Below are 12,808 nucleotides of genomic sequence, written 5' to 3' on the forward strand. Positions count from 1 at the left end.
GGAGCAGCAACTCCCTTGCCCGCCGGTGCCGATGGCGCCCCGGTCAGTCCTCGCGGCCGTAGCGGCCCGGTGTATGGCCGAAGGAGCGGCGGAAGACGTCGATGAAGGCGCTGGCGGAGGACCAGCCGCAGCGCAGGGCGACCGTGGTGACGGGGGTGCCGTCGGCGAGCAGCCGCAGGGCGTGGTAGAGCCGGGACTGGGTGCGCCACTGGGGGAAGGTCATGCCGAACTCGCGGCGGAAGAGGCGGCTGAGCGTGCGCTCCCCGGTGCCGGTGGCGGCGCCGAGCGCGGCGAGGGTGCGCTGGTCGGCCGGGTCGGCGTGGACGAGCGCGCAGACCGCGGCGAGCCGGGGGTCGGCGGGGGTGGGCAGACGCATCGGCTGCTGCGGGGAGACGCGCAGCTGGTCACGGAGGACGGGCAGGAGCCGGGCCCGCTCGGGGCTCGTGTCCTCGGGGTCGGCGGTGTAGGCGCGGATCAGTTCCCGCAGGAGGGGGCTGACGGCCAGGACGGCGGGGGTGTCGAGGCCGAGCGGGTTGTCCTCGGCGGGCAGCCCGACCAGGTGCAGGTCGAGATGGCCGTAGGCCCGGTGGGCGTGCGCGGTGCCCGCGGGCACCCACAGGGCGCGGGTGCCGGGCGCGAACCAGGTGCCGGCGTCGGTGGTGACGGCGAGGACGCCGGAACCGGCGTAGACGATCTGGTGGTCGTCGTGGCGGTGCGCGTCGATGCGCTCACCGGGGGCCAGGACCCTGGCCCGGGTCGGGGCGGTGGCGGCGTGGCGGACGGCGGCCGGGGCGTGGCCCTCACCGGGGGCGGTGTGGCGGATGTTCGACACAGTCGGGCAGATTATCGGAAGCGCGACAGGGGCGGAGGTCGCGAGGATCGCGGTGTGCCGAAGCGACCGCCGGTGAACCGGCCTCTCACCCTGATGTCCCTGGGCCATGCGTGCGTGGACGTGTACCAGGGGGCCGTGGCCGCCCTGGTCCCCTTCTTCGTCGCCGAGCGCGCCTGGTCCTATGCCGCCGCCTCGGGCGTGGTCCTCGCGGCCTCGCTGCTGTCGTCGGTGGCCCAGCCGCTGTTCGGGCTGCTCACCGACCGGCGGGCGCTGCCCCGGCTGCTGCCGCTGAGCGCGGCGGCGGCCGGGACCGGCGTGGCGCTGAGCGGGACCGGCGGCTCGTACGCGCTCACGCTGGCGCTGGTCGCGGTGTCCGGGGTGGGCGTGGCGGCCTACCACCCGGAGGCGGCACGGGCCGCGCGGGCCGTGTCGGGCGGCAGCCATACGGCGATGGGCTGGTTCGCGCTCGGCGGGAACGTCGGCTTCGCGTGCGCCCCGCTGCTCGTGTCGGGCGTGGTGGCGACCTGGGGACTGCGGGCGACTCCCCTGCTGGCCGTGCCCGCCGTGGTGGGGGTGGTGCTGTGCGCGGCTGCGGTGCGCTCGACGGGCGCCCGGGCCGCGGGGGCCGGCGGGACCGAGGCGGCGGGCCGGGACGACTGGCCGGCGTTCCTGCGGCTGTCGGGTGCCGTGCTGTGCCGCTCGGTGGTCTTCGTCGGGCTGAGCACGTTCGTCGCGCTGTACGTGCGGGAGCGCACCGGGGGCGGTGCGGCGGCCGGCACGGTCGCGCTGTGCGTGCTCTACGCGGGCGGCGCGGTGGGGACGCTGGCCGGGAGCAGGCTGGCCGAGCGGTACGGCCGGCTCCCGGTGGTGCGCGGCTCGTACGGGGTGACCCTGATCGCCGTCGCGGGGGTGCTGCTGGTGCCGGGGCCCGCGCTGTACGGGTGCGTGGCGCTCGCCTCGGCCGGGCTGTACGTGCCGTTCTCGCTGCATGTGACCCTGGGCCAGGACTGTCTGCCCCGGCACATGGGCACGGCGAGCGGCGTCACCCTGGGGCTGACGGTGAGCGTCGGAGGGCTCGCCGCTCCGGCCCTCGGGGCGCTCGCGGACGCCACGAGCCTGCGGACCGGCCTGGTCCCCCTGCTGCTCCCGCCGGTGGTGGCCTGGCTGCTGCTGCGGGGGCTGCCGGAGCCGGGCGGGGCCGCCGCCCCCGCGGCCGGCCCGGAGCGGGTCAGGCGCTGAGTGTCGGCTGCTCGTTCTCCTCGTCGATGGCGTAGGAGAGGAAGTCGTCGACCATGCGGTGGAAGAGCGTGGCGAGCTGGCCGAGCTCCTCGGGGGACCAGTCGGCCAGGGCGAGCTGCATTCCGCGGGCGCCCGCGTCCCGGACCCGGTCGATGGCCTCGCGGCCGGCGTCGGTGAGCTGGATCCGCTGGGCCCGGCCGTCGTCGGGGTCGGGGACCCGGGTGACATAGCCGGACTTCTGCAGCTGCTGCACCGTGCGGGTCACATGGGAGGCCTCCACGCCCAGGCGCTGGGCCAGCTCCCCGGGGCGCAGCGGCTCGGAGTCGGCGACCTGGCGCAGCAGCGCCACGGCGGCCCGGTCCAGGGGGACGCCGGCCAGCGCCATCAGCCGGTCGTGCTGGCGGGCACGGGTGCTCAGATAGGTGATCCGGGTGAGCGCGCGCTCGATCTCGGTCACTTCCGGGGTGGCCACTGCGGGCAGGGGGAGCGGTTCGGTGGACATGCGACCCACTTTACCATCTTGTTGCGTAACTCAAGTAAGTTACTGCGTGCGTTGACGCACATCTCCTTCTGAAGGACGATGCCGGGGCAAGCGTAAGGGCCCCGGCAGGCTCGCACCGCCCGCCGGGGCCCCGCTCGTCACTCTTACGCCGGCTCCCTACGCCGGGACGCGGACGCTCTCGCCCCAGGCCGCTCCCGTCGCGATCGCCTGGCGCCACGGCCGGATCGCCTTCGGCGGCATGCCGACCGCGAGGGCCCCGCTCACCCGGTCGCCGGTGCGGTACGCGGCCACGAACCGGCCTGCGGCGAGGTCGCCCTCGACCACGGCCACCTCGTCGTGGCCGCGCAGGAAGCCATGGGCCTGGATCTTCATGTCGTACTGGTCCGACCAGAAGTACGGCACCGGCGCGAACGGCTTGCGGGCCTCCGGGGCGGCGAGCAGATTGCGCGCGGCGGCCATGCCCTGCTCAGCCGCGTTGGTACGATGCTCGATCCGCATCGCCGTGCCGAACAGCGGGTTGTACCAGCGGGCCACGTCCCCGGCGGCGTACACACCCCGGGCGGCCTCCAGGTACTCGTCGCACACGACACCGTCGCCGACCGGCAGTCCGCTGCCCGCCAGCCAGTCGGTGTTGGGCAGCGAGCCGACCGCCACGAGCACCTCGTCGGCGTCGACGACCGCGCCGTCCGCGAGCCGGACGCCGTCCTCGGTCACCTCGGTGACGGTCACCCCGCAGCGCAGGTCGACGCCCCGGTCGCGATGGGCCTGGGACAGCACGCGTCCGACGTCCTCGCCTACGGCGTGGGCCAGGGGCACCGCCGCCGGTTCCAGCAGGGTGACGAGGGCGCCCAGCCGCCAGGCGACGGCCGCCGCCTCCGCGCCGAGGAAACCGGCGCCGACGACGACCAGCCGGCAGCCCGGCTCCAGCCGTTCCCGCAGGGTGAGGGCGTCCTCCAGGGTGCGCAGCACATGCGCCCCCTCGCCGGGCAGTCGCCGCGGCCGTACACCGGTGGCGACGATCAGTCCGTCGTACGGCAACGCGGTGCCGTCGGCCAGCCGCACCCGGCGCTCCACCACGTCCAGGCCGTGGGCGGCGGTGCCGAGCCGCAGGTCCAGGCCGAGGGCGGCGAGGTCCTCGGGGCGGCGCAGGGCGAGGCGGTCCTCCTCCCATTCGGAGGCGAGGAGCTGCTTGGACAGCGGCGGGCGGTCGTACGGCAGGTGCGCCTCGTCGCCGACGAGGGTGAGGATGCCGTCGTACCCCTCGCGGCGGAGGGTCTCGACCGCCGCGAGTCCGGCGGCCGAGGCCCCGACGACCACGATCCGGTTCACTGCTCGACCAGGCGGATCGCGGCGGCCGGGCAGACGGCGACGGCCTCGCGGACGTCGTCGAGGAGCTCGGGCCCGGGCGACTCCTCCAGCAGGATCGCGATGCCGTCGTCGTCCTGGTCGAAGACCTGCATGGCGGCGACCACGCACTGTCCCGAGGCGACGCACTTGTCGGCTTCCAGCTCCACCTTGTGGGAGGTCATGGGATTCCCCTTGTTCTTTCTGTTCTTCGCGTTCCGTGTGCGACTGCGGTCGTGCTGTGCGGGACGGGGAACCGTCACCAGGTCACGGGCAGGGAGTGGACGCCGTAGATGAAGGCGTCGTGCTTGAAGCGGACGTCGTCGAGCGAGCCGACCAGCTTCAGGGTCGGGATGCGCCGGTAGAGGGTGCCGTAGACGACCTGGAGCTCCATCCGGGCGAGCGGCTGGCCGAGGCACTGGTGGACGCCGAAACCGAAGGCGACATGGCGGCGCGCGTCCCGGGTGATGTCGAGCCGGTCGGGGTCCGCGAAGACCTCGGGGTCGCGGTTGCCGATCTCATTGACCATGATCACGCCTTCGCCGGCCTTGATGACCCGGCCGCCGATCTCGATGTCCTCGAGGACCGCGCGGCGCCGGCCGAGGTGGGTGATGTGCAGATAGCGCAGCAGCTCCTCGACGGCGGAGGCGACCAGCTTGGGATCGTCGGTCTCGCGCAGCAGGGCCAGCTGGTCGGGGTGCTGGAGCAGGGCCAGGGTGCCGAGCGCGATCATGTTCGCGGTGGTCTCGTGGCCGGCGAAGAGCAGGAGCAGCGCCATCTCCATGGCCTGCTGGTGGTCGATCTCGCCGGCCGCGACCCGGCCGGCGATGCTCGACAGCAGGTCGTCGCAGGGTTCGGCGAGCCGCTTGCCGATGAGTCCGCCGAGGTACGCGGCGATCTCGCGGCCGGCCACCCCGCGCTGCTCGGGCGTCGCGTCCCGGTGGACCATCGTCTTGGTGTTGTCCTGGAAGAAGGCGTGGTCGTCGTAGGGCACGCCGAGCAGTTCGCAGATCACCAGCGAGGGGATCGGCAGCGCGAACTCCTCCACCAGGTCCACCGGTTTCGGGCCGGCCAGCAGCTTGTCGACCAGGTCGTCCACGATCCGCTGCACCGCCGGGCGCATGGCCTCGACCTTCTTGATGGCGAACGGCGCCGTCACCATCCGGCGCAGCCGAGCGTGCTCGGGGTCGTCCATCATGATGAAGCCGAGCTTGCCCTCACCGCCCTCGGGGCTGGCCTTGGTCGGGTAGCCGGGGCTGTCGGTGTCCGCGCTGACCCGGGGGTCGCCCAGCAGCGCCCGCTGGTCGGCGTAGCGGGTGACGAGCCAGGGCTCGGTGCCGTCCCAGAGCCGCACCTTGGACAGCGGCGCCCGCTCCTGGAGCTCCCGCAGGGCGGGCGGCGGGTCGAAGGGACAGCGGGCCGCCCTCGGCATCGGGAACTCGGGGACCGCGTCCGGGGCTCCGGGCACCGGCCCGGTCAGCGTGTCGGCCATGGCTCTCCTCGGTGGTGGGGGGGGCTTCCGGCCGGGCCGGAACGCCGGGTCGAACTGGGGGAGGGAAGGGGGTCGAGTCCTCGATGGGCCCAGGCAAACAGAGGGGGCTGACGGCTTGCGGTCAGTTCCCTGACAGAAACCTGACGTGACCTGGATCACATGGCGAGTTGAGGGCGGCCCACCCGCCGCCCGACGGTCCGTCAGTCCTCGACGTCCGACCTCCCCAGCCAGTAGCCGAAACCCCTGCGGGTGTGGATCAGCGGCGGCATGTCCCGGTCCACCTTGCGCCGCAGCCGGGAGAGGAGTTGCTCGATCGCGTTGTCGCCGCGGAAGTCGCCCCAGACGTACCGGCTGATCTGCTCCTTCGAGAGCACCCGGTGCGCGTTGACGAGGAGGTGACGGAGCAGGCGGTACTCGGCGGGGGTGAGGTCGAGGGCGCGGGTGCCGCGCCAGGCCCGGCAGAGGGTGTCGTCCAGGACGAGGTCGTCGTAGCACGGGGAGTGGCCGGGGCGGCCGGGGGCGGCGGTGCCGCGCAGCAGGACCTGCATCCGGGCCAGCACCTCGGCCACTCTGAACGGCTTGGTGACGTAGTCCTTCTCCCCCAGGCCGAGTTCGGGCAGCAGACTGCCGAGGGAGTCGTACGGGGTGAGATAGAGGACCGGTGGCCGGTGGGCGATCACCGGGCGGCCCGCGCGGGCGATGCCGGGCAGATCGGGCAGGGTGGTGTCGACGACCAGCAGATCGAAGCGGTCCGCGTCGAGCCGGGCCAGCGCGTCGGCGGCGGTGCCCGTGAGGCCGATCCGGTAGCCGGCCAACTCCAGCGTGGTGGCGAGCAGTTCGGCGGTGTCGGGTTCACCGGCGAGGATCAGCACATACTGCCCGGCCCCCCGGGCGAGCGAGGGTTTCACGGGCGGGTCGGCGGCCATGGGCGAGACCGTACGCGAGAGTCCGGGACGGGATAACGGCCCGGGCGGTTCGGCGGGACCGCCGGAATACCGCAGACCGCTGACCCGACGATCGTCACGCCGGGACTGTCGGGGTGCACGCATCAGGAACCGGGCCTTTCCCCTGGGGGCGTGGTGGAGGTGGTGGACGTGGCGGGGCAGGCGACCGCAGCGGGGTCGGCGACCCCGGCGGGATCCCCAGAGGCAGCGGGACTGTCGGATACGGCCTTCTCCGACAGCAGGACATCCGCCATACGGCGCACCAGTCGGGCGAGCAGTCTCAGTTCTGTCGGTGACCAGTCGGCGAGGACCATCTGCATGCCGCGGGCGCCCGCCTCCCCCAGCCGGGCCACGGCGTCCTCACCGAGGGCGGTGAGGCGGATCCGGCGGGCGCGGGGGTCCTCGGGGTCGGGGACCCGGGTGACGTATCCGGCCTGCTGGAGCCGCTGCACCTGACGGGTGACGTGCGAGGCCTGGACGGCGAGCACCTGGGCCAGCTCCCCCGGGCGCAGCGGATCGTGCTCGGCGATCCGGCGCAGCATCGCGACGGCGGCCCGGTCCAGCGGTACGCCCGCCATGGCGACCAGCCGGTCGTGCCGACGTGCGCGGACGCTCAGATAGGCGACGCGCGTGAGGGACCGTTCGATCTCGACCACTGCGGGCGAGGCGACCGGCACGGCGGGCGGTGAGGGGGACATGGGTCTCACCCTACCTTTCTGCTTGCCTAACTCAAGTAAATCTTCAAGTTTGCTTGACTCAAGTAATCCACATGTGTTTGCCTAACTCAAGCAACCCGGACCGGAGCCGCCTTGAGCGGAGGCGGCTCCCCGGCGCCGCACCCGTGGGGACGGGGAGCGGCCCACGCCCCGGGCCCGGCCGCCGACGCGCTCCCCCCTGTCGGCCCCGGGCCCGGGGACACCACCTCCGGCGTGGATCCCCCGGGACGACCGACCGACCCCCCTCCCCTGGAGACCTCCGTATGAAGACCCCCGTACGCGCCGCGCCGGCCGGGGCGCTCGCCTGCGGCGTGCTCACCACCGCGATCGTGGCCGGCCGGCACGACGCCCCGGCCGACCCCCCACCGCCGCGCGGCCCGTACGGGGCGCTGGGCGACTCCCGCACCGCGCGCCCCGAGATCCCGGACCGCACCGGCACCCCCATCGGCTGCGACCGCTCCGACCGCAACCACCCGGCCCCCGCGGCCGACTTCCGTGACGTCAGCTGCAGCGGCGCGACCCTGGCGGACCTGACCGCGCCGCAGTCCACGGACCGCGGCACCAACCCCGCACAGCTGTCCGCGCTCACCGGCCGGACCGGTCTTGCACCTGGGGCTTCGCCCGGCGCGGCGGGAGGCCGTGCCAGGCGTCGCCGGGCTGGGGGTACCCCCTTTGGGGGAGGGACTTTCGCAACAGGCCCTGCGGGCCGGCCCGGGAAGCGAGGCGCTCTGTCGTGCCCGGTACGTCTCCGAGGGCACCGACGGGATACGGCAGCGGATCGACGCGGCGGACGCGCGGCCGGCGACGGCTCCGGCCGAGGTCCGGCGGCGCACCGAAGGCCCGAGTCCACGTCGTCGGCCACCCGGCGGTCCTGCCCCCGCACACCGCCGGCTGCGGCGCCGAGACGGGGCTCACCGCGGGCTGTGTGGACACGCACACGCCCTCGGTCGGGCGGGACGCCTGCGCCGGCCGCCGGGTGCGCCGGGTCGAGCCGCTCGTGCCGCCGGCCCCGGCCGCCGCCGTCCACCCCGACGAACGCGGCGAACAGGGCATGGCGGACGCCGTCCTGGAGCGCCTCGGCGTGTGACCACCGCTGTGCACGGCCGATGCCCGATAACCGATAACCGATGAGCGACAAGCGACAAGCGAACCAGCGACACCTGAGAGAGGTTCTCCCCATGAGCACGATGAAGTCCGTCCAGACCGGTGGCGTCGACAAGATCGAGGTCGTCGACGTCGAGCGGCCCGTGCCCGGCCCCAAGGACGTCCTGGTCCGGATCCGCGCCTGCGGCATCTGCGGCACCGACGTCACGTTCCTCCACATGGGCGGTATGCCCGCCCGCGCCCATCTGGGCGGCGAGACGGTCCCGGTGGCGCTCGGCCACGAGCCGGCCGGTGAGGTCGTGGAGCTCGGCTCCGAGGTGGAGGGCCTGAACATCGGCGACCGGGTGGTCGTCAACCCGCAGGACGCCCCCACCGGCATCATCGGCTGCGGCGGGAAGTACGGCGGCATGAGCGAATTCCTGCTCATCGAGAACGCCGAGGTCGGCAGGAGCGTCGCCGTCTTCCCCGACACCGTGCCCTTCGACGTGGCCTCGCTCAACGAGCCGATGGCCGTGGCACGGCACGCCGTCAACCGCTCCGAGGCGGGCCCCGACGACAAGGTGGTGGTCTTCGGCGCCGGACCCATCGGCCTGGGCGCGGCCATCTGGTTCAAGCTGCGCGGCGTCAAGCACGTCGTCGTCGCCGACGTCATCCCCTCCCGGCTGGAGAAGGCACTGGCCGTGGGCGCGGACGCCGTGATCAACTCGGCGGAGGAGGACGTCACCGCGCGGCTGACCGAGCTGCACGGCGAGGCCGTCAACGCGCTCGGCCAGCCCCGCGTCGGCACCGACATCTACCTCGACGCGGCCGGCGCGCCGGCTGTGTTCAACACCGTCGTGGCCAACGCCAAGTGGCACGCCAAGCTGGTCATGGTGGCCGTGCAGAAGAAGGGCGAGATCGACCTCGGCGGCATGCTCCGCAGCGAGCTGACCCTCGTCCCCTCCCAGGGCTACCCCACCGAGATCTTCGAGGTGACGCCGGAGCTGGTCGAGCACCGGGAGCGGTTCGCCCGGCTGATCAGCCACCGGGTGCCGTTCGCGGAGGCCGACCGCGCCTTCGAGCTGGCGCTGACGCCGGGCGCCGCGGAGAAGGTCGTCGTCACGCTGGAGGCCTGAGCCCACGGTCCGTGAACCGGCCGCCGGGTGCGCCCGGCGGCCGGTCCCCGTCCCCTCTCCCCCTCACCCCCGGGAATCTGTATGCGCGCGACCCTGCGACAGGCGGCGCGGGCCTCGGTCCACCTCGTGCTGGCCGCTGCCATGGCCTTCGGGTCGTACATCTTCATCACCGTCCTGCTGATCACCGCCACCGGCGCCGCCGTGCTGGTCGGGATCTGGCTGGTGCCGGAGACCGTGCTGCTGATCCGGCGGATCGCCGGGGCCAAGCGACGGCTGACGGCGTCCTGGACCGGCCGGGAGATCCCCGAGGCGTACGCGCCGCTCACCGGTCCGCTGCGGCAGCGGCTGCGCACGGCCGTGCGCGACCCCGGCACGCTCACCGACGCGCGCTGGATGGCCGCGTACTACGGCTACGCCTGGCTGACCGTGCTGATGCTGCCGCTGTGGCCGGTCGGGCTGGTCGTCGACGGGGTGTGGTGCGCCCTGCTGGGCCGGCGGGCGCTCGTCCTGCCGCTGATCGTCCGGCTGGCCGAGGTCGAGACGGCCTGGTCGGCCGCGCTGCTGCGGCCCTCCCCCAAGGCGCTGCTGGCCCAGCGGGTCGAGCAGCTCACCGCCACCCGCGCGGGCGCGGTGGCCGCGCACGGCTCCGAGCTGCGCCGTATCGAGCGCGATCTGCACGACGGCGCACAGGCCCGTCTCGTCGCCCTGTCCATGCGGATCGGGCTGGCCCAGCGGGCCTACGGCGCGGACCCGGACGCGGCGCGCAAGCTGCTCGCCGACGCGCAGACGCAGGCCGAGGAGGCGCTCACCGAGCTGCGGCACGTCGTCCGGGGCATCCATCCGCCGATCCTCACCGACCGGGGGCTGGTGGGGGCCGTACGGGCGCTGGCGGCGAGCAGCGGGCTGGACGTGACCGTGCGGGACGACGGGGTGGCGGACGGGCCGCGCCCACCCGCCGCCGTGGAGGCCGCCGCGTACTTCGTGATCGCCGAGGCGCTCACCAACGCGGCGAAGTACAGCGGGTCCGAGCGGGCCGAGGTGGTGCTGGCCCGCTCCCGGACCGGGCTGAGCGCGCGGGTGCGGGACGAGGGGTGCGGGGGCGCGGACGAGAGCGCGGGCTCGGGCCTGCTGGGGATGCGGCGCCGGGTGGCCGCGCTCGACGGGACGGTACGGCTCACCAGCCCGGTGGGCGGGCCGACGGTGGTGGAGGTGGACCTGCCGTGCGTGTGGTGAGCGACCGCACGGTCCGCCTGCCGGACACCGCGATCATGATCGGCGCGGCCGGTCGTCGCGGATGGCGTTGACCGGATCGGGTTCGGACCGGCGGCGGCCGTGCTGCTCGACGCGTTCGTGGTGCCGGCCCTGCTCGGGAGGTCGGCGTGGTGGCTGCCGAAGTGGCTCGACCCGGCTGCTGCCAGGCGTCGCCGTGGAGGGCGAGTCCCTCACCCGGCGGGCCGCGCCGGCGGAACGGGAGGCTGCCCCTGTCTGACCGCTTCTGACCGCTCCCCCTGTCTTCCAAGGGGCGGAGGAGCCGCCCGCCATGGGACCAGCCCGACCGGAGAATCCGATGCTCACCTCCTGGCAGCGCTACGCGGACGGTCACGCCCGCACCGTGGACACGATGACGGCCGCCCTGCTGTTCGCCGTCTTCCTCTTCGGCAGCGAGATCACCATGCCCCACACGGACCAGCCGGACGCGACGGTCCCCACGATCGTCCTCGCGGCCGTCGCGTGCGGGACCCTGCTGCTGGGGCAGCGCACAAGGCCCCGTACGACCACGGCCGTGACGGCGTGCTGTGTGGCCGGCGCCGCCGCGCTCGGGCATCTGATCACCCCGCTGCTGCTGGGGCCGACGATGGTCGCCCTGTACCGGGTGGCGGCGACCACCCGCCGCCGCACGACCCGCCGTTGCTATCTCACGGCCCTCGCGCTGATCGTCCCGGCGGCCCTGCTCCTGGATCCCGTCGCGCACCCCTGGGTGATGAAGACGGTCAGCCCCGCGGTCTGGCTGCTGTTCCCCGTCGTCACCGGCAGCCTCGTCCGGCTGCAGCGGCGCTATGTGGAGGCCGTGCAGGCGCGGGCCGAGTACGCCGAACGCGGCCGGGAGGAGGAGGCGCGGCACCGGGTCGTGGAGGAGCGGGTGCGCATCGCGCGCGAGCTGCACGACGTCGTCGCCCACCATCTGGCCCTGGCCAACGCCCAGGCGGGCACGGCGGCCCATCTCGCCCGCACCCACCCCGACCAGGCCCAGCGGATCCTGACGGACCTCACCGGTACGACGTCCTCGGCCCTGCGCGAGCTGAAGGCGACCGTGGGCCTGCTGCGCCAGGCGGACGAGGGCGAGGCGCCGCTCGCCCCGAGCCCCGGCCTCGGACAGCTGTCCGAGCTGGCCGAGTCCTGCGCCTCGGCGGGGCTGGACGTGCGGGTCGCCCTGGAGGGCACGGCGCGGCCGCTCACCCCCGGCGTCGATCTGACGGCGTACCGCATCGTGCAGGAGGCGCTGACCAACGTCACCCGGCACGCGGCGGCGCGCACGGCCCAGGTGCGGCTGAGGTTCGGCCGCGACCGGCTGACGATCACGGTCACCGACGACGGCACCGCGGCGCCCTCCGCGTCCGGCGACGGCCGGGGCTTCGGTCTGATCGGCATGCGCGAGCGGGCCCAGTCGGTGGGCGGCGCGCTCCAGGCCGGACACCGCCCCGAGGGCGGCTTCCAGGTCACCACCCGGCTCCCCCTGTACCCCGACACCCCCGCACCCCGAGAACGGACCCCATGACCATCCGCGTGCTCCTCGCCGACGACCAGGCCCTGCTGCGGGCCACCTTCCGGATCCTGATCGACTCCTGCGACGACATGGAGGTGGTCGCCGAGGCCACCGACGGCGCGGAGGCGGTCGCGCTCGCCCGCAGCCACCGTCCGGACCTGGTCCTGATGGACATCCGCATGCCCGGCACCGACGGGCTCGCCGCGACGGCCGCGGTCTGCGCGGACCCCGGCCTGTCGGACACGCGCGTGCTCATCCTGACGACGTTCGAGATCGACGAGTACGTCGCCCACGCGCTGCGGGCCGGGGCGAGCGGCTTCCTCGGCAAGGACGTCACCGCCGACGCGCTGCTCGACGGCATCCGCACGGTCGCGTCCGGCGAGTCCCTGCTCTCCCCGCTCGCCACCCGCTCCCTGATCACCCGTTTCCTCGCCGCCCCCGCGGAGGGCGCGCGGCTCGCCGTCCCGGCCGACCTCGCCGTGCTCACCGCCCGCGAACGCGAGGTGATGGCCTGGGTGGCCGAGGGGCATTCCAACGAGGAGGTCGCCGGGAAACTCTTCGTCAGCCCCCTCACCGTGCGCACCCACGTCCACCGGGCGATGACCAAGCTCGGTGCCCGCGACCGCGCCCAACTCGTCGTCATCGCCTACCAGACGGGCCTGGTCCAGGCCCCGCCCCCGCCGGGCGCGGAGAGCTGACGGCCCGTTGTCAGTGCCCTGCCCTACCTTTGCGATCACAGGGTGGTTCACCGAGGGC

At 74.2% G+C, this 12,808-nt stretch carries 13 protein-coding genes; 6 read left to right on the plus strand and 7 right to left on the minus strand.

Features of this window, described 5'->3' with window-relative positions; all coding sequences use genetic code 11:
- Nucleotides 1-43: 43 nt before the first annotated feature.
- A complete protein-coding gene (locus ABZ464_RS20560) occupies nt 44-832 on the minus strand; it encodes a helix-turn-helix transcriptional regulator (protein WP_359278941.1) in 789 nt (262 codons plus the stop codon).
- Between the two features lie 93 nt (nt 833-925).
- Here ABZ464_RS20560 and ABZ464_RS20565 point away from each other — a divergent pair, with 93 nt between their 5' ends.
- On the plus strand, nt 926-2,071 hold the full coding sequence (locus tag ABZ464_RS20565; RefSeq protein ID WP_359279013.1) for an MFS transporter: 1,146 nt from the start codon (nt 926-928) through the stop codon (nt 2,069-2,071).
- Here the strand turns inward: ABZ464_RS20565 and ABZ464_RS20570 are convergent.
- The 6 genes from ABZ464_RS20570 to ABZ464_RS20595 all read right to left on the minus strand — a co-directional run bounded on the left by ABZ464_RS20570 (nt 2,061) and on the right by ABZ464_RS20595 (nt 7,051).
- Nucleotides 2,061-2,573 (minus strand): MarR family transcriptional regulator, encoded by a 513-nt coding sequence (locus tag ABZ464_RS20570; RefSeq protein WP_359278943.1) that lies wholly within the window; start codon nt 2,571-2,573, stop codon nt 2,061-2,063. The two genes, ABZ464_RS20565 and ABZ464_RS20570, sit on opposite strands and share 11 nt — an antisense overlap.
- 156 nt (nt 2,574-2,729) lie before the next feature.
- Nucleotides 2,730-3,902 carry an FAD-dependent oxidoreductase gene (locus tag ABZ464_RS20575; protein ID WP_359278945.1) on the minus strand — a complete coding sequence of 391 codons (1,173 nt, stop codon included), beginning with the start codon at nt 3,900-3,902 and terminating at the stop codon, nt 2,730-2,732.
- Nucleotides 3,899-4,102, minus strand: coding sequence for a ferredoxin (locus ABZ464_RS20580; RefSeq protein WP_359278947.1), 204 nt, complete (start codon nt 4,100-4,102; stop codon nt 3,899-3,901). The genes ABZ464_RS20575 and ABZ464_RS20580 overlap by 4 nt, the downstream gene beginning before the upstream one ends.
- A 74-nt stretch (nt 4,103-4,176) precedes the next feature.
- Entirely contained in the window at nt 4,177-5,409 is a 1,233-nt protein-coding gene (locus ABZ464_RS20585) for a cytochrome P450 (RefSeq protein WP_359278949.1), read from the minus strand.
- Nucleotides 5,410-5,609: 200 nt separating this feature from the next.
- On the minus strand, nt 5,610-6,335 hold the full coding sequence (locus tag ABZ464_RS20590; protein ID WP_359278951.1) for a response regulator transcription factor: 726 nt from the start codon (nt 6,333-6,335) through the stop codon (nt 5,610-5,612).
- A gap of 122 nt (nt 6,336-6,457) precedes the next feature.
- Nucleotides 6,458-7,051: a MarR family transcriptional regulator gene (locus ABZ464_RS20595; protein ID WP_359278952.1), complete on the minus strand. Its 594-nt coding sequence runs from the start codon at nt 7,049-7,051 to the stop codon at nt 6,458-6,460.
- Between the two features lie 751 nt (nt 7,052-7,802).
- Between ABZ464_RS20595 and ABZ464_RS20600 the strand changes: the two genes are divergently transcribed.
- From ABZ464_RS20600 to ABZ464_RS20620, 5 genes are all read left to right on the plus strand, one after another.
- A complete protein-coding gene (locus ABZ464_RS20600; protein WP_359278954.1) occupies nt 7,803-8,156 on the plus strand; it encodes a hypothetical protein in 354 nt (117 codons plus the stop codon).
- Between the two features lie 91 nt (nt 8,157-8,247).
- On the plus strand, nt 8,248-9,288 hold the full coding sequence (locus tag ABZ464_RS20605; protein WP_359278956.1) for an alcohol dehydrogenase catalytic domain-containing protein: 1,041 nt from the start codon (nt 8,248-8,250) through the stop codon (nt 9,286-9,288).
- An 81-nt stretch (nt 9,289-9,369) separates the two neighbouring features.
- Nucleotides 9,370-10,521 (plus strand): histidine kinase, encoded by a 1,152-nt coding sequence (locus ABZ464_RS20610; RefSeq protein WP_359278958.1) that lies wholly within the window; start codon nt 9,370-9,372, stop codon nt 10,519-10,521.
- Between the two features lie 334 nt (nt 10,522-10,855).
- Nucleotides 10,856-12,064 carry a sensor histidine kinase gene (locus tag ABZ464_RS20615; protein WP_359279015.1) on the plus strand — a complete coding sequence of 403 codons (1,209 nt, stop codon included), beginning with the start codon at nt 10,856-10,858 and terminating at the stop codon, nt 12,062-12,064.
- Entirely contained in the window at nt 12,061-12,750 is a 690-nt protein-coding gene (locus tag ABZ464_RS20620) for a response regulator transcription factor (protein WP_359278960.1), read from the plus strand. Before ABZ464_RS20615 ends, ABZ464_RS20620 begins: the two co-directional genes overlap by 4 nt.
- Nucleotides 12,751-12,808: the final 58 nt, after the last annotated feature.

The sequence above is a fragment of the Streptomyces sp. NPDC005820 genome (assembly GCF_040630255.1).
Classification (GTDB): domain Bacteria; phylum Actinomycetota; class Actinomycetes; order Streptomycetales; family Streptomycetaceae; genus Streptomyces.

Bases quoted from the DNA above. Each gene is read 5' to 3' on its own strand.
- ABZ464_RS20595 (WP_359278952.1), bottom strand. From the start codon at position 7,051: ATGTCCCCCTCACCGCCCGCCGTGCCGGTCGCCTCGCCCGCAGTGGTC.
- ABZ464_RS20605 (WP_359278956.1), top strand. From the start codon at position 8,248: ATGAGCACGATGAAGTCCGTCCAGACCGGTGGCGTCGACAAGATCGAG.
- ABZ464_RS20610 (WP_359278958.1), top strand. From the start codon at position 9,370: ATGCGCGCGACCCTGCGACAGGCGGCGCGGGCCTCGGTCCACCTCGTG.
- ABZ464_RS20615 (WP_359279015.1), top strand. From the start codon at position 10,856: ATGCTCACCTCCTGGCAGCGCTACGCGGACGGTCACGCCCGCACCGTG.
- ABZ464_RS20585 (WP_359278949.1), bottom strand. From the start codon at position 5,409: ATGGCCGACACGCTGACCGGGCCGGTGCCCGGAGCCCCGGACGCGGTC.
- ABZ464_RS20590 (WP_359278951.1), bottom strand. From the start codon at position 6,335: ATGGCCGCCGACCCGCCCGTGAAACCCTCGCTCGCCCGGGGGGCCGGG.
- ABZ464_RS20565 (WP_359279013.1), top strand. From the start codon at position 926: ATGTCCCTGGGCCATGCGTGCGTGGACGTGTACCAGGGGGCCGTGGCC.
- ABZ464_RS20570 (WP_359278943.1), bottom strand. From the start codon at position 2,573: ATGTCCACCGAACCGCTCCCCCTGCCCGCAGTGGCCACCCCGGAAGTG.
- ABZ464_RS20580 (WP_359278947.1), bottom strand. From the start codon at position 4,102: ATGACCTCCCACAAGGTGGAGCTGGAAGCCGACAAGTGCGTCGCCTCG.
- ABZ464_RS20620 (WP_359278960.1), top strand. From the start codon at position 12,061: ATGACCATCCGCGTGCTCCTCGCCGACGACCAGGCCCTGCTGCGGGCC.